General features: G+C 41.9%; 16 protein-coding genes. 4 read left to right on the top strand and 12 right to left on the bottom strand.

Going from position 1 to position 20,880, the window contains the following annotated elements:
• Positions 1–239: 239 nt before the first annotated feature.
• The 4 genes from ACK4HU_RS00395 to ACK4HU_RS00380 all read right to left on the bottom strand — a co-directional run bounded on the left by ACK4HU_RS00395 (position 240) and on the right by ACK4HU_RS00380 (position 6,749).
• The gene (locus tag ACK4HU_RS00395) at positions 240–1,835 is read right to left on the bottom strand and encodes a SulP family inorganic anion transporter (RefSeq protein ID WP_409802769.1); all 1,596 of its coding nucleotides are present in this window, start codon (positions 1,833–1,835) and stop codon (positions 240–242) included.
• Between the two features lie 13 nt (positions 1,836–1,848).
• The gene (locus ACK4HU_RS00390; RefSeq protein ID WP_409802767.1) at positions 1,849–3,786 is read right to left on the bottom strand and encodes a proton-conducting transporter membrane subunit; all 1,938 of its coding nucleotides are present in this window, start codon (positions 3,784–3,786) and stop codon (positions 1,849–1,851) included.
• Positions 3,786–6,287: a YbcC family protein gene (locus ACK4HU_RS00385; RefSeq protein ID WP_409802765.1), complete on the bottom strand. Its 2,502-nt coding sequence runs from the start codon at positions 6,285–6,287 to the stop codon at positions 3,786–3,788. The genes ACK4HU_RS00390 and ACK4HU_RS00385 overlap by 1 nt, the downstream gene beginning before the upstream one ends.
• A 90-nt stretch (positions 6,288–6,377) precedes the next feature.
• Positions 6,378–6,749, bottom strand: a complete 372-nt coding sequence (locus tag ACK4HU_RS00380; protein ID WP_409802763.1) for a hypothetical protein — start codon at positions 6,747–6,749, stop codon at positions 6,378–6,380.
• A gap of 567 nt (positions 6,750–7,316) precedes the next feature.
• Between ACK4HU_RS00380 and ACK4HU_RS00375 the strand changes: the two genes are divergently transcribed.
• Together ACK4HU_RS00375 and ACK4HU_RS00370 are read left to right on the top strand one after the other, a co-directional pair.
• The gene (locus ACK4HU_RS00375; RefSeq protein ID WP_409802761.1) at positions 7,317–7,910 is read left to right on the top strand and encodes a DJ-1/PfpI family protein; all 594 of its coding nucleotides are present in this window, start codon (positions 7,317–7,319) and stop codon (positions 7,908–7,910) included.
• The gene (locus tag ACK4HU_RS00370) at positions 7,907–8,224 is read left to right on the top strand and encodes an antibiotic biosynthesis monooxygenase family protein (RefSeq protein ID WP_409802759.1); all 318 of its coding nucleotides are present in this window, start codon (positions 7,907–7,909) and stop codon (positions 8,222–8,224) included. Before ACK4HU_RS00375 ends, ACK4HU_RS00370 begins: the two co-directional genes overlap by 4 nt.
• A gap of 57 nt (positions 8,225–8,281) precedes the next feature.
• Here ACK4HU_RS00370 and ACK4HU_RS00365 read toward each other — a convergent pair whose 3' ends face one another.
• The 7 genes from ACK4HU_RS00365 to ACK4HU_RS00335 all read right to left on the bottom strand — a co-directional run bounded on the left by ACK4HU_RS00365 (position 8,282) and on the right by ACK4HU_RS00335 (position 18,196).
• The gene (locus ACK4HU_RS00365; RefSeq protein WP_409802758.1) at positions 8,282–10,456 is read right to left on the bottom strand and encodes a c-type cytochrome domain-containing protein; all 2,175 of its coding nucleotides are present in this window, start codon (positions 10,454–10,456) and stop codon (positions 8,282–8,284) included.
• Between the two features lie 34 nt (positions 10,457–10,490).
• Positions 10,491–11,945 (bottom strand): DUF1501 domain-containing protein, encoded by a 1,455-nt coding sequence (locus ACK4HU_RS00360; protein ID WP_409802756.1) that lies wholly within the window; start codon positions 11,943–11,945, stop codon positions 10,491–10,493.
• Between the two features lies 1 nt (position 11,946).
• Entirely contained in the window at positions 11,947–14,262 is a 2,316-nt protein-coding gene (locus tag ACK4HU_RS00355; protein ID WP_409802755.1) for a PSD1 and planctomycete cytochrome C domain-containing protein, read from the bottom strand.
• A 331-nt stretch (positions 14,263–14,593) separates the two neighbouring features.
• Entirely contained in the window at positions 14,594–15,112 is a 519-nt protein-coding gene (locus ACK4HU_RS00350) for an acyl-CoA thioesterase (RefSeq protein WP_409802753.1), read from the bottom strand.
• Between the two features lie 3 nt (positions 15,113–15,115).
• Positions 15,116–15,745, bottom strand: coding sequence for a bifunctional nicotinamidase/pyrazinamidase (gene pncA, locus ACK4HU_RS00345; protein WP_409802752.1), 630 nt, complete (start codon positions 15,743–15,745; stop codon positions 15,116–15,118).
• The gene (locus ACK4HU_RS00340; protein WP_409802750.1) at positions 15,732–17,219 is read right to left on the bottom strand and encodes a nicotinate phosphoribosyltransferase; all 1,488 of its coding nucleotides are present in this window, start codon (positions 17,217–17,219) and stop codon (positions 15,732–15,734) included. The genes pncA and ACK4HU_RS00340 overlap by 14 nt, the downstream gene beginning before the upstream one ends.
• 170 nt (positions 17,220–17,389) lie before the next feature.
• On the bottom strand, positions 17,390–18,196 hold the full coding sequence (locus ACK4HU_RS00335; protein WP_409803194.1) for a DMT family transporter: 807 nt from the start codon (positions 18,194–18,196) through the stop codon (positions 17,390–17,392).
• A 145-nt stretch (positions 18,197–18,341) separates the two neighbouring features.
• On the opposite strand from ACK4HU_RS00335, the gene ACK4HU_RS00330 reads away from it, so the two are divergent.
• The gene (locus tag ACK4HU_RS00330) at positions 18,342–18,791 is read left to right on the top strand and encodes a peroxiredoxin (protein WP_409802749.1); all 450 of its coding nucleotides are present in this window, start codon (positions 18,342–18,344) and stop codon (positions 18,789–18,791) included.
• Here the strand turns inward: ACK4HU_RS00330 and ACK4HU_RS00325 are convergent, their stop codons facing one another.
• Positions 18,792–19,448, bottom strand: coding sequence for an ABC transporter ATP-binding protein (locus tag ACK4HU_RS00325; RefSeq protein ID WP_409802748.1), 657 nt, complete (start codon positions 19,446–19,448; stop codon positions 18,792–18,794).
• A gap of 217 nt (positions 19,449–19,665) precedes the next feature.
• Here ACK4HU_RS00325 and sucC point away from each other — a divergent pair, with 217 nt between their 5' ends.
• The gene (gene sucC, locus ACK4HU_RS00320; RefSeq protein ID WP_409802747.1) at positions 19,666–20,880 is read left to right on the top strand and encodes an ADP-forming succinate--CoA ligase subunit beta; all 1,215 of its coding nucleotides are present in this window, start codon (positions 19,666–19,668) and stop codon (positions 20,878–20,880) included.

Raw genomic sequence — 20,880 nt, 5'->3', positions numbered from 1 at the left:
CTTTCTTAGCTTATTCTTAAGATTGGCTTAAAAGAAAATCGGAAGGATTTAAGCTTTCCATTCAGTCTTATAGGTTAAAATTTTTTTGATGGAAAAGGTGAATTCTTTTACACTTTTTGGATTAGCTACATTTCTGAGATCTTTGATATTCAAAAATCCCATTGAAAAAAATTTAGTATCTGAAGGAAGAAGGAATTCTTAGATGAAAGTCTAAAAACTTCTTCCTTCAGATTTCATTTTCAAGTCACTACAACTTTTCTAGCTGCAAGTTGATGATCAGATACGGCTCGATGCTTTTCCAGTCCAATAATCTTGACATGACCTCCATTTTCTTCGTACTCATGTTGAAAATGGTGCAAGTTTTCCATTACCGAGTGATCGACGAGCTTGGTGTTTTTCAGATCAATCGTCACATTAAATCCAGCAGGAATTTCATCCAGTTTACGTTTGATTCCTGGAAAATTGGAGAAGATGGCGGACTTGTCTATTTCCACGAGATATTCATTTTTGTCAAAGGATACCACTGTTGGCGCCTTGAAAAATGAGCTGATTGGTGTGCCGTTGATCAAATGTAGAATCATCTTTAAAACAATTCCTGCTGTGATACCAATTAACAAATCTTCAAATATGGTGAAAGCAATCGTCACTAAGAAAATAGCCAACTGCTCTTTCCCGATTTTGAATGTATTGATAAACTCCTTGGGGTGAGCAAGCTTTATACCCACGGTGATCAACATAGCCGCTAATGCAGCATTGGGAATCATCTCGATCACAGGTGTCGCAACCAAGACAAAAATTAAAAGGAAAACGCCATGAAAAAAGTTTGCCCAACGCGTTTTAGCTCCATTGCTTACATTCGCAGCACTCCGAGCCACTTCCGAAATCATAGGCATACCGCCAAATAAAGAACTCACCGTATTTCCAATCCCTACAGCTATCAGATCCTTATTATTGTTCGACTTTCGTTTGAAAGGATCAGCCATATCGATGGCCTTCACGGTCAAGAGTGATTCCAGGGATCCGACCAAGGCAAACATGATGACGTATTTCACAAAAAGTCCCGTCTGAAAAATCCCGGAGAAATCTGCGTTGTACTTGACATTTTCGACCAAATTTCCTACATGAAGTAGTGCGTAGGTAGGTTCGGTATGAACAAAATCCATGGCCAATTCGGATGGAATTGCCACGATTAAGACCATCAGTGGAGCTGGTATTTTTCCCAGTTTGAAGTCCTTCAGATAGGGCCAACCCAGCATAATGGCCAAACTGTACACGCCAATCATGGTCGCACGTGGATCGAAATTGGCGAAGAATTTTGGAATGGAGGTAATCATACCTATCATGCTCAAACCCTTGTACAAGTCCGGATTTACGTCTAATAAAATAGGAATTTGCTTCACGATGATGATAATCCCAATCGCTGCCAGCATCCCGTGAATCGCCGAAAGCGGAAAGATATCCGCCAGTTTCCCCAGTTTCAAAACCCCAAACAGAATCTGTACAAGACCTGCCACGACCATTGCGCCGAGAGCGAGTTTCCATCCTGTATCTCCTCCTCCAAAGTCGGCGACAGCTCCAGCGATCACCACGATCAAGCCCGCAGCAGGGCCTTTGATCGTCAAGCGTGATCCTGAAATAAAACTAACCAGAATACCACCAATGATGGCAGTGACCAGTCCCATGATCGGCGGGAAATCCGATGCTTTGGCAACGCCCAAACTTAAGGGCATAGCCAATAAAAACACCACAAATCCAGCCTTGGAATCTGCGCCAATATTTTCTATAAAACCCCTCCAGCCATCGCTTGGAGGATTAATTTTTTGAATACTTTTCATAAACTGGATTAATTCAGTGATTTTTTTTGAAAATGGTTTTCTTGAAATTATTCTTTGAATACCCAATCCCTCCCAGCACTTTGAAGATAGGTACAGGCTCAAGTGGGTTTGCTTTTTTGCTGCCCATAAAAAGCCTGGCAAAAATCCTGACTGCTGCGATTCCTTCCATAACAAATGCCAGTGCAGCAAAAAAGGCGAGGAAAAACTGATCTTCATGGATGTGGCTAAACAACAAATCCACTCCCAGGAATGTCGGGGATATCGGAAATCCCATCATCCCGAGCGTACAGAGAAGAAACAGAAAAGCAATAAATGGATACCTCCGCACATTTCCATGATAAGTGTAAAGTCCCGACTGCCCAATATTTTTCCTCATCCAATTGATAATCGACAGTCCTGCAAGTCCAAAAACCAACACACCACTCAAATAAATCGCCATTTCCCCTATCGAAAACCGTTCATTTTCAGCAATCGCCAAAACCATCCAGAAGTGATTTAGAAGGAGCAATGTCCAGGCAAGCCTTGCAGACTTTCGTTCGGTAAATGACTTCAAAACCAACAGAAGGGCAATAAAAGAGAAAACCGCCGGCAGTACTTGATGTAGCCTTGTTGGTAAATTGTATCCTATTGCCAATAAGACCACCCCGATCAAAAAACTTGGAATAAAGTAATACAGCAAAGATTTATAGGTAATGAAATCAAGCCGGTGTCCCAGTTTTTTTAATGGCCCAAATACAACTTGTGAGATAAACCTATCAAGGTTCCATTCCTTCAAACTCCAGACGTAGAAAGACATTTTTACCCGTTGAATGAAGCCAGGCTTGAACACTTTGTTCACCGGCTCATAGCCATAAAACTGCTCCCTAATCAAGTAAGCGACAATCGAAGGTGAAATCAGCAACTGGTAGGTTCTTAGAAACGCATTCCCGGCAAAGTGCACTAAAGCAAGGGCTTCCAATCCTGCTGCCACCTCTATAAACATGATGCCTATCTGAGTCAAAGAAGCGTAACCGATCTGAGTTTTGACCGATGTCTGCACCCGCGCAATCATAGTAGACACAATTGCTGTCAATAAACCCATCAAGGCGATAAGGACCCGAACAGTGATTTGATGCTCCCAAAAAGGAAAAGTCCGCATCAAGAGAAATACCCCCAAATGCACCGAAAGTGAGCCATAGAAAATGGCAGAAGATGGCGTAGGGCCTTCCATTGCTCGAGGGAGCCAGGAGGAAAATGGAAATTGGGCAGACTTTGCCGCCGCCGCAAGCAACAGCATCAGCGCGATAAATAGACCGATTCCTGAATGACCCGTCAAGAAATCCGACACTAATTCAGCGTTGTTCAGCTTGAGGAAGGTGATGTTTTCATGCCAAAGATGATGACTCGCCCACATGGCGAGAATCAATCCTACATCGCCAATTCGATAGATCGAAAAGACTTTGATGGCGTTTCTGGTGGGAAGGTAATTTTCCCTGTAGAACGCCACCAAAAGGAAGGAAGACAAACCCAGAATCTCCCAACCCACAAACAAGGTTTCGAAATTACCTGCTAGCACCGTGATATTGAAGCCGAGATAAAAGAACAAGACGGTGTTGAAAAACCGCTTGTATCCACTTTCTCGATGCATGTAGTATCGACTGTAAAAGGTGATGAGAAATGTCAGCATCCCACCGATCACCATATACACTGCCCCTACTCGATCAAAGAAGAAATCCACCAAGAATACGAAATCCGGGTTTTGATAGAGCACCACCTCCTTAAGGTTCAATGCATGAAATCCCTGAATGGCCCAGAAAACCAAAAAGATCAATAGACTGAGCAAATTAAATCCTGTGGTATAAAGCGCAACCTTTGAAAGTAGCTTCTCACGATGCTCCGGCACCATCAAACTCAGCACAAAGCCAATAAAAGGTATCCCAATCATTAGCTGAATCCAAGTTGAAAGTTCCATTAGATTGAGTCGATTTGGTAGATTGGAAGATTCTCTTTGGAACCCAGGAGGGTGTCTTGCAAGTGAGAAAGATGGGACACCTTGGATTCGGGTATATACCTTTCAAAACCTCCATCTTTGAACCTCAGGAAATGTCTGCTACTGGGTTCTATGATCACTAGGTGAATCCAATAGTTTTTGAACCATTCATACGTAGCTGGATTTTGCTCAAGCACCTTGAGAACCAAAGCAGGAACTTGCTCTACAATCATCAACAATCTTATCGGATCGTGAATCTCGACCATTTGATAAGGAAGGCCTGTCCTCAAATCACCATCAGCTCCATTGGCTACTCCGATCAAGCCCATAACATTGTGGGGAAGCTTGGTCCCGGCACCGAGTTTTTCATTATCCATCCTGGAGAAATAATACTCTAAATTGATACCACCGCAGACAGGTGCAGCGGCACCAAGGATTTTTGCGAGCGCTTTTCCTTCAGGATCTTTTCGATAATCGTAGGAGTTCAGGAATGCTCTTCTGTCCAGAAATAAGCCCTTAAGGCTTGACTTTCTAGAGACTATACAAAGTGCGTTTGTGGCATGATTGTATTCTGGTCTTGGCTCAAAAAGAGAAAAGGCTCGTTTCTTAACTGCGCTATGCAATTTGGAAATCGACTTGTCCTTGGATAATGTATCAAATCTTCTGGATCGCTCCAAAGCATTAATTTCCATCGTTTTATTGAAAATCAATTCATTGGATTCGTGGCTGATTCGATTTTCGGCACTTAAAATCTCGATATCAAAATAGGACAGCTCATCTTTGGTCGTATCATGTAAAGCCCCAAGAAATTGAGTTTGCACAGGAATATTTATTCCTCGATCCTTAAGCAGCATTCTGACAATAGGCAAATTGGCCATCTGTGCAGCGGCTCTGGCATTAACAGAACCTGGACGACCACTACAGGCACCGCAATCATAGCCTGCATAGTGTGTATTGTTGATGCTGGATGCTCCATGACCGATGATATAAATCAAGGGTGAAAAATGATCAACCAAACCAATACTTCTCAATAACCCCTCGATTCGGTCAGCCATCTCCTCAGGTTTGAATCCAACCTGAAGCCCGTCTTCATGCAATCCTGTGAATTCAAGGGTTAGCGTACTCTCCGGGTCCATGTGTTTGGCACTGGATACCTCTAGAGCTGAACTGGCGGAAGGACTCAAAATATTCACAACCAACTTCAAAGCAGACCAAAACCCTAGTGTCTGTGCACTTAACCAACCTCGAAAAAGAGAATGATTATTCTGATTAAAATGAACATCCCGAACCAGCTTTTTTCGGGTGGAATTTTCTTTAATCAAAAATTTGGGACTTACCGGAGCAGGGCAAAGCTTGGTGCTGAATTTTCCAAATTGTGGTCTATAGTAAAATTCCACATTGAAAAATCCCGGAGTGCCATAGGTAGCACAACCCGGTTCTAGAATCTCCAAATGACGTCGGGTAGAACATTCCCGGTCATCAATGCAAAACAAAGCCTGGAACATCGGAACATCTGTCAGCTCCTTCTCCTGCTTCACTCCAGCAATACCTGCAAGCACTTCATCGTAAAAACTCCATTCGAAAGCTTCCTGCCAGCATTGCAAAACCATGTCCAATTCCTCAAAAGGACTATTTTCAAAGAGCTCGTTGGTTGGATGAGGAAATCGAATACCTATTGGACTCCAATTTTCGCCAAACTTCTGGTCCAACGCATCAATTTCGAGTAAACACTCAAGTTTGATCAGATTTTCAAATTTTATGATTTTGGGATCCAAAAGAGAGTTAGGCTGATCTTCCAAAACGGATACCATCCCCGACCAACCTGGATGGGCAAACTGCTGATCAAAAAGATACCAGCCATAACTCTCCGGATTGCCAACAAGAATTTCCAATAGTGATTCCAGCTTTAACTCCGGATCCAATAACAGTTTGATGGTGCGAGGACTTTTCAGAATTCTGGAGAAACTCTGCTGATGGAGAATCCTTACCGCATCCAAAAGACCGTTTGCTTCCAGTGGAAATGACCAAATAGAAATTCCCTGATCGAAATAAGCTGCAAGGATTCTGAAAAGAAATGGATGGACCACTTTGTCCAAATTAAAATGATTGTCATCCTTCCAATGGGCGCGGAAAACGCCAAGTTTGGGTAATCGATCCTCTTGGTATATTGAATCAAAGAGTTTAACCACCCAGTGGACGGAATCTTTCTCTCCAAAATTCTCTATCAATATTTTTTGAAGAATTTCCTCCTTGATTTTCCCTTCATGGTAGAGTTTTCTGTAATCCTGCAACGAAAGAAATCCTTTGTAACCAAATTGAATATTTCCTTGCTTTAGGGCTTGAAAGAATGGTAAATGCTGAAAAGCATGCAAAGTATTATGATGGACGAAGTCCTTGAGTGGGGCTTGGGCAGGGAGAAAATGCTTTAATTCATGCAAGATCTCCACTATGCCAAAGGCATGGTGATTCGAATGATGTTTCATTTGAATTAATTTGGAGTTAATAATTTCAAATGACTTGTTAGCCATTTGCACCGGTTAAAACCCGGATATCCTTGCCCTATGGGCCAAAAATTAGCTCAAATGGATCTTCAAGGAATGGAAAAGATCATAAAGATGCCGGTCTCCCAACAAAGCTTTATTTCCGAAAAATGGATTGTAATAGTTTTTGTATTGCTTGGCAACTCCAGCTTCATATAAAGCATGAAGAAAGTTTGCTAAGGAATCGATTTCTGATTCACTCTTTTCCTCCTTTTCCGCTTCATACAACGCAGCGGAATTTCCATTCTCAAAGTTTTCTAAAGCATGAAACTGATGATTAGTCCCTTCATGAACGACACAACTTTTACCTTCAAAAGAATCAATCGGCAAAACGGCAACAACCTGACCTTGAATTGCCAAAGTCAGGCGAAGTAAAAACGTGATTAAGCCGAGAATAGAAATCATTTGTTCAATAAAACATTCAAAGATACAGAATTAAACAAACCGCAAAATTATTTAGAAATAATTATAAATATTTTAACAGCCTAATCAAATAATTAGCGATTTCAGATTACGTCAACTATACTTTTTTAAGTGACTTAAGATTTTCACCTGAAAATTTCAAAAAAAATCCCGGTTGATTAGACCGGGTTTCAGGGGGGATTTTACAACTTTTTACTCGTTCACTTTTTCAGATTTTCATCTTTTGAATTCAATAAGGATGCCAAAGAAAATTTGGATATTAAATTCAACTTACTCGTCTTGCATACAAAGTTATGCTAGCTAATTGATTCATTTTCAAACGATCCAAATTAATTGACTTAAGTCAAACTAGGGCTTACTCTGAATGATGAAGGAAATGTCTCACCCTTTTGCGAGAAATACCAGAAAATAAAATAAATGGAAACAGATTGTAAATGATAGGTAATCTTCCATCTTTTTTAAAATGAAATACAATTCAATTATTGTTTGAAATTTCAACTATTAACCCTCCAAAAAGAAAATTACCTTTATTGAGCAAAATTAAATTATATGAGGCATGTAGGAATTTTTCTTTTTGACGAAGTGGAAGTCTTAGACTTTGCTGGGCCTTTTGAGGTTTTTTCTGTTGCTTCACAAATGTCAAATTATACCCAATTAAAAGTCTCAACTTTTGGAGCAAGCGACTCTTTAATTCGGACAAAAAACGGGCTTCAAGTCAAGCCTGATTTTGGCTTTGATAATCTTCCAGAATTTAATTATTTGGTTATTCCAGGTGGTGATGGCACCAAAAAGGTAATCCAAAATCCAGCTTTGCTTTCCTTTATTAAGCAAATAATCCTGAATTCTAAATGGACGATGAGTGTGTGTTCTGGTTCAAGGATTCTGGGAATGATTGGTTTCCTAAATGAAAAGCATTATTGTACCCACCATCTAGTATTTAATAGCATGCAAGGAATTGTACCCAGCGGAATTGCAAGACCGGGTTTGAGGTTTGTCCAAAGTGACGACACTATTTGGACAGCCGCAGGAATATCAGCAGGGATTGATTTAGCCTTACATCTTTTGGAAAAAACCTTTGGTGAAAAGCTTGCAATCGAAACCGCAAACTATATGGAATACTTGCCTTATCTCGAATCAAAATGATCGCTAAAACCCCACCACCACCCTATTACGCAGTGATTTTTTCCAATCTCCGAACAGAGATTGAAGACGGCTATGAAGCAATGGCTGACGAAATGGTACGATTGGCAGAACTTCAACCTGGATATTTAGGCTATGAAAGTGTCCGATACGGCCTGGGAATCACCATCAGTTATTGGGATAGTCTGGATGCAATTAAAAATTGGAAAGCGAATACAGACCATTTAATCGCTCAAAAATTCGGTCGGGAAAAATGGTATGCTGCTTATAAAACTCGGATAGCCCTGGTGGAAAGAGATTATGGTTTTGAGCTGTAGCCTTTTTCAGTTCTAAAAGGTAGGCTACTGCGAGTCCCTTATTTGTTCTCCAATATTTCAATTCACAAACAATTCATCTACGAGTAAAAGACCACCGGCACCTTTTCGTCGACTCCATTCTCCAATTTTTTCCACAGGTTTGGCTACTACTTTTACATAGTTCACCAAGACAGGTTTAAAGTCACAGGTAATGAGCTCAATGTAGGGTTCTCCTTCCTTAGCGGGTTGCTTGGGCTTTATTTTCCCCACTAGCTTCAAGGAATTTGGATCATCCCCAGCCCAAATCTCAATGGATTCAGGAGGAGAAATCACATTACTTGGTTCTACCAAGACACGCATGCTTATAGAACTGACCTCCACTTTTTCTACATATTCCAACAGCACTTCCATATTATTTCCCCTAAACCCAGCCCAATTGTTCGCCCAAGCGGGGCTATTTGCATTGAAAGTCCCCAATTCCTTATCAAAGAAAGTTTTGGAACCATTCGCAGGATGAACCCTACTCATTTTACTCAAAATCATCACCGAATTCGGGGTGTATCGGTTTTTATATACATTGAATGTCACTGCCTCACTGGCAGCCCATCCTTGCTTATAGGCACGAGCCTTAATTAGCTTTCCTTCCCTCAGGACTGTTTCTCCAGTCACGAACATCGGAGAATTTTCCCGATCCGGTTCCGTTCCGTCTAGGGTATAGCGAATCTCAACATCCCGGATCGGGTGTTCGATCTGCAGAGCCAAGGTATCTGTGAAGATATAAGAGTCATTTCCGAGTCGAGGTAAGTTCAATTGCAAAATATCTTCATCCAGGTCATCTCTGCCTGCGATCCAAATGATGTTTTTATGTGCTTTTTTAAGTGTTTCCAATTCAGACTTGGTCACTGGAGTTTCCCAAACGATCATCTTTTGCAACTTTTCGAATTTCTTTGCAGCCTCCTGTATGGCAGCAAAATCTACTTGGGTTCCCGAAACTGAAAGCTGTTGGAGATTTTTAAGTTTCACCAACTCATCAAGACTTTTGCCTGTGATATCAGTGTAATTCAGATTAAGCCGAATAAGATTTTCAAAACGCAGGAGGGATTTCATATCCTGGTCTTTGACAGGCATTTTATTCAAGTTGAGTGTGACGACTTGTTTGCTCACCTTGGCAAGTTCTTCGATGGAGGCTGGAGTAAAGTTTGCCGCACTGAAAAACACCACGTCTAGTGCAGGGGAATTCTTGGCAAAAGGAATAACTGCCCGATAAGAAGTATTGAGCTCTTGGATAGTTTTGGGATTTGCTGCCTCAAAATCAAAAAAATCCTTCTGGGACTGTGACTCAAAAAATCCAATGGACATGACTCTAAGGGAATCCGTCTCGGGCAATGAAACCAGCTTCGTGTCAGGTTCAAGGTTAGATTTTATCCACTGCTCCAATAGGGCAATCTCCTCCGTGGTCAACTGAGGTTTACCGGAAGGGGGCATGTGGTCATCATCATCCTCAGGCAAATGAATCCGCTGCAGAAGTGCACTTACTTCGGGTTTGCTAGCGACAAATACAACGCCGTTTTCTCCCCCTTTCATTAATGCTCGGAAATTGGTCATATTCAATTCCCCTTTTGATTTGGATGGATTGTGACACGAATTGCATTTGTTCTCCAGCACCGGAAGTATCAAATGGTCAAAGACCAGTGCCTCCTCGAAGGGTACCATCTGGACTTTGGATGAGAGGATTGGCTCAAGAATAAAGTTTTCCCCATGGGTGAGCGACGCACCAAAATGTCCTGCCAAAAGGATTGAAAGGGTGGTCAATCCAATTCCAATTTTTGACACTTTTTCCTGATACCAGGTGGAATTGCGAAATGCATAAATCAAAGTAGCCAAGAAAACCATTCCTGCTCCCGACCATTTATGCCAATCCAACATTTGCCCCGAGTAACCTTCCTCCTGTGACAAAAACAATCCCATGATGGCAGCTACGAGTCCAGTCAAGACAGATAACAAAAGCAGATATCCGGAAAATTTTTGAAAGAAAGGCTGGGATTTGAATTCTGGCCTAAAGCGAAAAAATTCAAGCAAAAGAGCCAAGAGCAACAAGGCTATGGGGAAATGAAGCATCAAAGGATGCATTCGTCCTATCGGCTGCATCCATTGAGGAATGTAGATATAGGATTCAAACACTAGTAAAAAGAGCAACAGAATATTGCCTCCAAATAAAACTCCTTCTGCAATGCTGATAAGCTTGCGCTTCATAAGTGAGGTTGGATTAAGGGATCGGGTGTTTTTTTTAAGCTATCAGACCTTTAACTACATGGCCAGACACATCTGTCAATCTGAATCTCCGACCGAGGTGCTTGTAAATCAGCTTTTCGTGATCTAATCCCATCAAGTGTAACACTGTAGCCTGAAAATCATGAATGTGCACCGGATCTTTGGCCACGTTGTATCCCAACTCGTCGGTTTCCCCATAAATGAGTCCTGGCTTCACACCACCCCCTGCCATCCAGATGCTAAAGCAGCGGGGATGATGGTCACGTCCATAATCGGCTGGATCAAGTTTACCTTGACTGTAATTAGTCCGCCCAAACTCTCCTCCCCAGATGACCAAGGTCTCGTCCAGAAGTCCACGCTGCTTCAAGTCTGTCACCAAAGCGGCAGAAGCCTGATCGGTGTCTTTGGCTTGGTGGGTGATTTCGTAAGGTAGATTTCCGTGCTGATCCCATCCTTGATGGTAAAGCTGCACAAAGCGGACACCGCTTTCGGAAAGCTTTCTGGCCAACAGGCAATTGGCAGCATAGGTCCCAGGAACCAAACAATCTGCGCCATACAATTTGATAATAGAATCAGGCTCCTTGTTCAAGTCCATAATTTCGGGTACCGTAGTCTGCATTCTGTAAGCCATCTCGTACTGTTGGATTTTGGTATTGATCTCAGGATCTCCAAATTTCTGATAGGACAGATGATTCAAATCTGAAATATTGTCCAACATGATTCGACGTTCCTCCCGGCTCAAACCTTTGGGATCTTTGAGGTAAAGAACAGGATCTTCTCCACTGCTGAATTGAACACCCTGGTGAACCGAATCCAGAAAACCGTTGGTCCATAGCTTAGAATAAACTCCTTGTCCGTTACCGATACCCCTTGAAAGTAATACTGTAAATGCCGGTAAATTCTGATTTTCGCTGCCCAATCCATAACTCAACCAAGCACCCATACTTGGGCGATTGCCTTGCTGCGCTCCAGTCTGGAAAAAAGTAAGTGCCGGATCATGGTTGATGGCTTCGGTATGCATGGATCTGACAATGCAGAGATCATCTGCGATTTTGGCCGTGTAGGGCATCAAATCACTGATCCAGGCACCGGATTGCCCATATTGCTTGAAATCCACAAATGATCCTACCAGCGGAAATGAGGACTGATTGGCAGTCATCCCGGTCAAACGCTGCCCACCTCTCACCGAATCAGGAAGCTCTTGTCCAAACAGTTCTTTCAGCTTGGGCTTGTAATCAAAGGTTTCGATCTGAGATGGGGCTCCATTCTGAAAAAGGTAAATGACCCGCTTGGCTTTAGGAGCAAAGTCCCTCAAACCCGGAATTATATCCGCTTCCATACTGCCTGTACCTTTAAATAAGTCAGGCATCAGCAGAGATCCTAAGGCCACACTCCCAACACCTAGACTCAGTTTGGATAAAAACCTTCTCCTGTTAATATTTAATCGGTATTCAAAAATATCTTTTTCCATGTCAGGTTTTGGAAATGGTTTCTTCTAAGTTATAAATGCTGGCAATCACCTGCATGAGTGAGGCCAATTGAATTGTATCAAGTCCAGGTGGATTTGGATATTCTCCAACCGCCAAGAGCTCGTCTGCTTCATTTTTCTTTAAGCGCTGGATGATGCCATCGTAATAATTTTTAAGAATTGTCAGCTCTTGATCAGTAGGAGTTCGACAGACGATAATTCGGAACGCATTCCGAATATTCGCTTCCGAATAGCTTGAGTTTTTCAGAAGTTTACCGGCCAGAACTCTACTGGCCTCCAGAACAGTAGGGTCATTGAGCATGATCAAAGCTTGAAGGGGAGTATTGGTGATCGGGCGTTGCACCTCGCATTGGTCTCGGTTACTGCCATCGAATATGATCATGGCAGGAGGCGGAACAGTACGCTTAATAAAATTGTATAGCCCTCTTCGGTAGAGTTTTTCATTATGGTCTTGCTTGTATACCGACAATATCCCTCTGCCTGAAGTAGCGCCTTCCCAAAGTCCTGCTGGCTGATAGGGTTTGACACTTGGCCCGCCGATTTCTTGGTTGAGTAAACCACTACTGGCGAGAATCACATCTCTGACAAATTCCGCCTTGAGTCGATGACGGGGAGCCCGACTGAGTAATACGTTGTCGGGATCTCTTTCCAGTTGCTTTTTACTTACTACCGCAGACTGACGATAGGTAGCGGAGGTCACCAAATGTTTTACCAAACGCTTCACGTCCCATCCATTTTCCATCAGATCCACAGAAAGCCAATCCAACAATTCGGGATGCGTGGGCATTGCCCCTTGCATTCCAAAGTCTCCCGGAGTACTCACAATCCCCTGACCAAAGATTTCCTGCCAGATTTGATTTACAAACACCCTTGATGTCAGTGGATTGTCTTTGCTGAACATCCACTTTGCTAAGCCTAAACGGTTTTTTTCATACTTGGGACCAAAGCTCAAAATCGATTCTGGCATAGTGGTTTCTACTGCGACAGTTGGTCTGTCATAGACTCCCCGATCCAAAATAAAAGTAGGACGGATGGAATCTAACTCTCCCATGACCGAAACAATAAGATGCAGCGTATCTCTCTTATTGATAAATGTCAGAATTGAATCCACTTCAGCATTAGTGATTTGCATCAAAGGCCGCTTAGCATACGTCTCCGGACCTCCTACAGAGGATTCAATTCCTTTTTCTTTTACGTTGTTGAAAAAGGAATAAAACGAATAATATTCCTTTTGGGAAATTGGATCATATTTATGATCATGGCAGCCTGCGCATTCCATGGTGATCCCCATCAGGGATTTACCTACTGTATTGGTTCTGTCAGTCACGTACATCACCCGATATTCTTCATCCACTACTCCCCCTTCCTCAGTGATTTTATGATTTCGGTTAAATCCTGTAGCAAGGATTTGCTCCTTAGTAGCATTAGGGATTAAATCCCCTGCTAGCTGCCAAGTAATGAATTGGTCATAAGGCAGGTTTTTGTTGAAAGCATGTATGACCCAGTCTCTCCAAGGCCACTGACTTCTATAACTATCATCCTGGAAACCATGCGAATCTGCAAATCGGGCAATGTCCATCCAATAGACGGCCATTTTCTCACCATATGCAGGACTTGCAAGTAGTCGATTGACCACTTCAGTATAAGCATCGGGAGATTTATCTGCCAGGAAGGCATCCATCATTTCTAAGGTTGGAGGCAAACCCGTCAGATCCAAACTCACTCTTTTCAACAGTGCTTCCTTATCGGCTTCTTCATTGGGTTTAAGTCCTGATTCTTCCAGTTTCGCAAGAATAAAATAATCAACTTCGTTTCTTGGCCAATCTTCATCATCTACCTCGGGGATTTCGGATTTTTTCGGTGGGACAAATGCCCAATGCTTTTCGTATTTAGCTCCTTGGTGAATCCACTTTTCGATCAATCGGATTTCCCTATTGGTGAGTTTAAGGTTAGATTCCGGGGGAGGCATCATGAAGCTTGGATCTTCAGATACCAGACGGCGGTAGGCCTCAGATTCATTTGGTTTGCCAGGCACCCAACCATGAGCTCCCGGAGTTTCTTTCAATACTTTGTAAGCTTCTGCTTCAATATCCAACCTCAATCCTGCTTCTCGCTTATTGGCATCGGGCCCATGACAGGCAAAACAATTGTCAGAAAGAATTGGCCGGATGTGAAAATTATAACTTACCAGACTGGGGATTTTTTGATTCTCAATTTCCCCTCCTTCTTTCTCGCAGGATTGGAAAAGGAACACAGCTATAATTAGTACAGATCCTAGTAAGTATAATCGATTATTCATAAATGAATGATTCTGGATGAATCGAAAAGAAACCGAGAAAATCGCAACTTTTTGAACTTCGTGAGTATATATTTTTCTATTTTTTCGGGTATCCTTTACTGTCCTTTTTTTTCAAAAATGTTTCGACTAAACATGAAAAATTTATAAAATTATCCGTAACAAAGGAAAAAGGAGATTTTTATTTCTTAGATACTAGGTGTTTTTAAAAAATCCTGTTGTGTTTCGTACCTTCTGATTGAAACACAAAGAAACATAGGACACAAAGGGGTTTTATTTTGATTTCTTCGATGCTTTGTGTTCCCAAAAATGGTTTAAACTCGTGAGTTTAGATTTATTTCCCTTTTTCGATTTGTTCCTTCAGCTCTTTGACCCGGTCTTTAATGCTCATCTGAGATACATCCAGGTTGCCGGAAGTAGCTTTTAGAAAATCCTGAACAGCCCCCGTATGATCGGTTGATTTCCCCTCTGCCAGTGTCACATACCGCATAGTAGACCATAAAACAGTTTTCAACTGCGTTTTGGAATCATCGGTCATGTAATATTCCACTACGATGGTGTTGTGATTGTGCCAAAGGATTCGACTCATAATTCGAACCCACTCCCCGACCATGGCAGGCTTCACATAGCTGATATTATGGTTGTAAACTACCCAAGCTGCTTTGTAGGTTTTGATCAGATCGATGATCTCCAATCCATAAAGCTTTGGCACTTGATCCTCCCGTGCATTGAAAAAGTAGTCGAAATACTTGGCATTATTCAAATGTCTAAGCGGATCACAATCCTGAAATCGAATGACAACCCGGCTTTCGGTTTCGCTTGGGTAATGTTTATCTGGGTTATAATCAAACATGACTTAAAGATCTTTACTTGTTAGAATTCCAATGCCAACTGCTTCCATTTCCGCAATTGCCAGTTCTCCGTCATCTGGATTGAGGTTAACCGCACGAGTGGCATCAGCAATCAAAAATGTCTCAAAACCCAAACTTTTAGCATCCAAGGCGGTGAATTTGACGCAATAATCCAATGCCAGTCCACAGACGAAAACCCGCTCTACTCCTATCGATTTAAGATAATCTCCTAATCCTGTGTCGCCTCGCCTTGCATTATCAAAGAATCCAGAGTAAGAGTCAACTTCTGGATTCTTTCCTTTTTGGAAAATAGCTTTCCATTGACTTTGATTCAAGTCAGGATGAAAAGACGCTCCAATTGTGCCCTGTACGCAGTGAACTGGCCAGAGAATCTGAGTTAATCCTGCCAGTTCGACGAATTCTCCCGGTTTCCTATTTGGATGATTTGCTGCGAAACTTCCATGATCGTCAGGATGAAAATCTTGAGTTGCGATCAAGTGCTTGAATTTATTTTGCAATTCATTGATTACAGAAACAATCTGATCTCCTTCCCTTACCGCTAATTCTCCGCCTGGAATAAAGTCGTTTTGAACATCCACGATAAGCAGGGCGGAACTGTCGTTAATCCATTTCATTATCAAATTTTTTAGCCTTCAAAACTAATTGCATCCGTAAATGATGGAGTTTTTCCTCCAATCCAACCGGATATAAATGAGGATTAACTAATCGCTTGTGAGTTTTGTCAAGGGATTCGAGTTGAATTCCCGCACGATCCCTTATTTCACTTAGGCTAGGAATCGTGTAAACAAGTTGTCCTTTTTTGAAAATCGGTTTCAACAAAATTTCCTCCTGATAAAATGCTGGCATCAAGCGCTTCCTCCGAGTTGCATCGATGGGATCAATTATTATCACTCCTTTGGGGTCTATTTCCTGATTTTCCAAATAAATCATATCAGCGACAGCTTTCCCCCTACTGAAGTACCGCTTTATATTGTGAAATCCCGGGATATTTATTTTGACTGACTGCGAAGAAACCTTCACTTTTGGTTCCCACATACCGTCCTCCAATCTTATTGCAGACAACTTGTAGACTGCACCCAGAGCCGGCTGATCATAGGCAGTCACCAATTTAGTTCCCACTCCCCACACATTTATTTCAGCCTCCTGGGACTTAAGAGAGGTGATGATATGTTCATCGAGATCATTGGAAACAACAATCTTGGCATCAGGAAAGCCAGCCTCATCCAAGAGTTCTCGGGCTTTGGTACTGAAATAAGCCAAGTCACCGGAATCGATCCGGATGCCTATCATTTCTTTTCCTCTGCTTCGCAAAATCTCCCCGACTTTAATGGCGTTTTTCACACCATTCAGGGTGTCATAGGTATCTACCAAAAAAACACATTGGTCGGGAAAAGCATCTGCATAGGATTGAAAAGCTTCCAACTCAGTTTCAAAAGACATGATCCAGCTATGGGCATGAGTTCCTGAAACTGGAATTCCGAACAGTTTGCCGGCCATAACATTTGAAGTCGAGGTACAGCCACCAATATAAGCAGCACGGCTAGCTGCCAATGCTCCATCGATGCCTTGGGCTCTCCTAAGCCCAAATTCCAAAACCGGTTCGCCTTGTGCGGCAATATTGATTCGAGCTGCTTTAGTGGCGATTAAGGATTGGAAATTGATGATATTCAATAGCGGAGTCTCCAAAAGCTGACATTGAATCAGAGGACCTTTGACACGTACCAGAGGCGCATTGGGAAAAACAACTGTTCCCTCTTCTACTGCATCGATGTCGCAATTGAATTTGAGATTTTGCAAATAATCAAGAAAAGCTGATTCAAAAACAGGGGTTCCATCCTTATTTTTCATGACTTCGAGGTATTCCAAATCTGCTTTTTCAAATTTGAAATTTCTGCAAAAATCAATGACATAATCGAGACCAGCAGCTAAGGTAAAGCCACCTTGAAAGGGATGTTTGCGAAAGAAAAGATTGAAAACTGCCTCTTGCTCCCCTTTTCCTGACTTCCAATAAGCATACGCCATGGTAAGTTGATAAAAGTCAGTCAGTAATACCAGATTACTTTGATAGAGGTCTTTGGTGATTTTCATAAGGAAGGTAAAAACTAAACTAAAGGTAAGCCTAACTCTTAATTAAGACAAAAGACGCTAGAAACAAGATACGTGACTTTTGACAAGACTCTTATTTCTATCCTACTGTTTCTAGTCTCTGCGCTTGATACTATCATCTTGATACTTGATACTTTTCTGGTGTCTAATTTCTAGCCTTTCACTCTCAAATTCAAAACAATCCCTAGTAGCACCAATGCCATCCCAACATAAGAAAGCACTTGGAAGGTTTCTCCGAAGAAGAAAAACCCAAATATCAAGGCATAAATAATGCCGATATAACTTAGACTTGAGACCTTGGCAACATTTGCATTTTGGTAAGCCAAAGTCATAAAATACTGCGCTGTCTGCGTACAAATACCTATCCATAGTAACAAAACCCAATCCCATCCCTCGGGCTGAACCCATCCAAAATAACTCCACAAAGCAGCAAAAGGCAAAGTGACTAAGGGAAAATAAAAAATAATCACCAGGGGATGCTCTGTATTTTTAAGCCTACGTATCACATTGTATGCAAGTCCTGAAAAAAGCGCCGAAACAATTCCGATGGAAGCATAAAATAAATTCACCCGTGGATCAAATCCCTGTAACACCAAAACTCCGGCAAATGAAATTGCGAAAAACAAAAACTGAATCGGCCTGATTCGTTCTTTTAGTATAAAAATTCCCAAGATCGAAGTAAAAATAGGTGAAAGGTATTGCATCGTGACAGCACTTGCCAAGGGGATTTTTTGGAGAGTATAAAAAAATGTAATCAGACCAATCGAACCGACAATCCCACGAGTTATGAGTAATTTCTTATTATTTCCAAAAACATATACGCCTTGATTTTTTAACACGAGATAGCTGAAAACCAAGCTGAAGATTGATCTGAAAAGGATTATTTCAATGGCTGGTATGTGTGGAATATACTTCACCGAAACATTCATCAAGGCAAAAAATATTCCTGCCAAAAGCATCGACTGAACGCTGGAGATTTTCAATTCGATTATGAGTTTGAATTTTCTGCAAAGCTAATCTGAATGTGAAAAGTTCAAGCCATGCTTAAATTCTTTAGACTAAACCAATCTCGTTCTTTATAAGTTAGAGAAGAAAAAAACTGAAATGGCACTCTCCATTGGAGCAAAAGCTCCTGATTTTACGCTTCCTTCCACTTCTGACAAGAAGTTCTCCCTTTCAAAGGACATGCTTGGAAAAGCGGTGATCATTTATTTTTATCCAAAGGATTTCACAGGTGTTTGCACAGCCGAAGCTTGTGAATTCAGAGATCAATTTGAGGCATTTCGTGAATTGGACATTCCTGTGTTTGGAATTAGCCGAGATGATATCCCTACGCATGAGAAATTCAAAAAAGTACATAAACTTCCTTTTGAGCTACTTTCTGATGAAAGTGGTAAAGTCTGCAAAGTTTATGATGCGTTGATCCCACTGATCAAAATGCCAAAAAGAATCACTTACCTTCTAGACAAAGATCATAAAATTGCAGGCGTATTTTCCGATATGTTTGAATCAAAAGGTCATATCGAAAGCATGCTCCGAAAGCTCAAGAGGTAATCAGTAAGACACGATTAAGCCGTCCTGCATGACCACTTTTCGGTCTGCCATTCCCGCCAGTTCTTCATTGTGGGTGACGATCACAAATGCCTGCTTCAACTCGTCTCGAAGCTTAAAAAATAATTCGTGAAGTCCTTTTGCATTTGCCGTATCCAGATTTCCGCTTGGTTCGTCAGCAAAAACCACAGAAGGATTATTGATCAAAGCCCTTGCCACTGCCACCCGCTGTTGCTCTCCTCCTGAAAGTGTAGATGGTTTATGGTCCAATCGATGACTGATTCCAAGTATCTCCGCCAATTCAGCGGATTTTCTTTTGAGTTCGACTTCATTGGTGCCTTTGATGAATCCGGGTATTTGAATGTTTTCCTGAGCAGTGAATTCAGGTAAAAGATTGTGAAACTGAAAAATAAATCCAATCTGACTGTTTCTGAAATCGGCCAAACTATCGCCTTTCAAGGACGATAAATTCTTTCCATGCATACTTAAATCACCCCGCTCCGGTTGATCCAGTGTGCCTAGAATGTGCAGTAATGTACTTTTCCCCGCACCGGAAGATCCCACGATGGAAACAATCTCGGATGTGGAAATTTCAAGATCAACGCCTTTCAATACGTGAAGGCTTCCGTAGGATTTATGGATCCCTTTGGCAATCAGCATAGTAGTTTTTTTTGAGTTTTTAAAAGTAAAACAAATCCCTCAATTACAGGAATTAAAGGCTTTTCTTCTGGAAAATTGAAAATGCTCGACTTGATTTATCCACATCATCGCCTTATCTTCGTGCAAAAATTTTCTAGGGTTAGGATTTAGCAATTTGCAAGATTTCACCTGACTGCTGCAAAGCAGGTTTGGCTTTTGAGAAGAAAAACATACACATATGAACATTCACGAATATCAGGCTAAAGAAGTATTAAAAGGTTACGGAGTAAAAATTCAGGAGGGTTATGTAGCAGATTCTCCGGAGGCCGCACACGAAGCTGCAGTAAAACTCAACGCTGAAACCGGTACTTCCTGGTATGTGATCAAGGCACAGATTCACGCAGGTGGACGTGGAAAAGGTGAGGTAAAAGAAACCGGTTCCCGAGGTGTGGTGCTCGCCAAAAAACTGGACGATGTGAAAGAAAAAGCCGCCGCAATTCTTGGCGGAACTTTGGTGACTATTCAAACTGGCGCTGAAGGTAAAAAAGTAAATAAGGTCTTGGTCGCTGAGGATGTGTATTATCCAGGTGCTTCCGAACCAAAAGAATATTACATGTCAATCCTTCTTGACAGAGCCACAGGATCTAACGTGATCATGGCTTCTACGGAAGGAGGAGTTGACATCGAACATGTTGCTGAACATACTCCTGAGAAAATCATCAAAGAATGGATCGATCCGAAGGTCGGACTTCAGGGTTTTCAGGCTAGAAAAGTTGCTTTCAAATTAGGCCTTACGGGAAATGCATTCAAAGAAATGGTGAAATTCATCACTTCTCTTTACAATGCATACATCGGTACTGATTCAGCTCAGTTTGAGATCAATCCGGTACTTAAAACTTCTGATGATAAGATTTTGGCAGTAGATGCTAAAGTCAACATCGACGACAATGCGCTTTATCGTCAACCGAAATTAGCGGAATTGAGAGATTTGGCAGAGGAAGATCCTTTGGAAGTGGAAGCAGCGAAGTCAGGGCTTAACTATGTGAAACTTGACGGTAACGTAGGTTGCATGGTGAATGGTGCTGGACTGGCGATGGCAACGATGGATATGATCAAGCTTTCCGGCGGTGATCCTGCCAACTTCCTCGATGTGGGAGGAGGAGCAAATGCCACTACTGTCGAGGCTGGTTTCAGAATCATCCTTCAGGATCCTAACGTAAAGGCAATCTTGATCAATGTATTTGGTGGAATCGTAAGATGTGACCGAATCGCTAACGGAGTGGTAGAAGCTTACAAGTCAATTGGAGACATCAAAATCCCGATTATCGTAAGACTTCAAGGAACAAATGCTGAAGAAGGCGCTAAAATCATTGACGAGTCCGGATTGAAGGTGCAGTCTGCTATTACATTGAAAGAAGCTGCTGAGAAAGTACAGGCTGTACTTGAGGCATAA

Source organism: Algoriphagus sp. (genome assembly GCF_046296635.1).
In the GTDB taxonomy this organism is placed as follows: domain Bacteria; phylum Bacteroidota; class Bacteroidia; order Cytophagales; family Cyclobacteriaceae; genus Algoriphagus.
This window is presented reverse-complemented; position numbering and strand designations above follow the sequence as displayed.

Excerpts from the sequence above, each read along its gene's own strand:
- ACK4HU_RS00335 (WP_409803194.1), bottom strand. The coding sequence starts at position 18,196 with ATGCTTTTGGCAGGAATATTTTTTGCCTTGATGAATGTTTCGGTGAAG.
- ACK4HU_RS00370 (WP_409802759.1), top strand. The coding sequence starts at position 7,907 with ATGATCGCTAAAACCCCACCACCACCCTATTACGCAGTGATTTTTTCC.
- ACK4HU_RS00340 (WP_409802750.1), bottom strand. The coding sequence starts at position 17,219 with ATGAAAATCACCAAAGACCTCTATCAAAGTAATCTGGTATTACTGACT.
- sucC (WP_409802747.1), top strand. The coding sequence starts at position 19,666 with ATGAACATTCACGAATATCAGGCTAAAGAAGTATTAAAAGGTTACGGA.
- ACK4HU_RS00360 (WP_409802756.1), bottom strand. The coding sequence starts at position 11,945 with ATGGAAAAAGATATTTTTGAATACCGATTAAATATTAACAGGAGAAGG.
- ACK4HU_RS00395 (WP_409802769.1), bottom strand. The coding sequence starts at position 1,835 with ATGAAAAGTATTCAAAAAATTAATCCTCCAAGCGATGGCTGGAGGGGT.
- ACK4HU_RS00375 (WP_409802761.1), top strand. The coding sequence starts at position 7,317 with ATGAGGCATGTAGGAATTTTTCTTTTTGACGAAGTGGAAGTCTTAGAC.
- ACK4HU_RS00330 (WP_409802749.1), top strand. The coding sequence starts at position 18,342 with ATGGCACTCTCCATTGGAGCAAAAGCTCCTGATTTTACGCTTCCTTCC.
- ACK4HU_RS00390 (WP_409802767.1), bottom strand. The coding sequence starts at position 3,786 with ATGGAACTTTCAACTTGGATTCAGCTAATGATTGGGATACCTTTTATT.
- ACK4HU_RS00380 (WP_409802763.1), bottom strand. The coding sequence starts at position 6,749 with ATGATTTCTATTCTCGGCTTAATCACGTTTTTACTTCGCCTGACTTTG.
- pncA (WP_409802752.1), bottom strand. The coding sequence starts at position 15,745 with ATGAAATGGATTAACGACAGTTCCGCCCTGCTTATCGTGGATGTTCAA.
- ACK4HU_RS00325 (WP_409802748.1), bottom strand. The coding sequence starts at position 19,448 with ATGCTGATTGCCAAAGGGATCCATAAATCCTACGGAAGCCTTCACGTA.
- ACK4HU_RS00385 (WP_409802765.1), bottom strand. The coding sequence starts at position 6,287 with ATGAAACATCATTCGAATCACCATGCCTTTGGCATAGTGGAGATCTTG.
- ACK4HU_RS00350 (WP_409802753.1), bottom strand. The coding sequence starts at position 15,112 with ATGTTTGATTATAACCCAGATAAACATTACCCAAGCGAAACCGAAAGC.
- ACK4HU_RS00365 (WP_409802758.1), bottom strand. The coding sequence starts at position 10,456 with ATGAAGCGCAAGCTTATCAGCATTGCAGAAGGAGTTTTATTTGGAGGC.
- ACK4HU_RS00355 (WP_409802755.1), bottom strand. The coding sequence starts at position 14,262 with ATGAATAATCGATTATACTTACTAGGATCTGTACTAATTATAGCTGTG.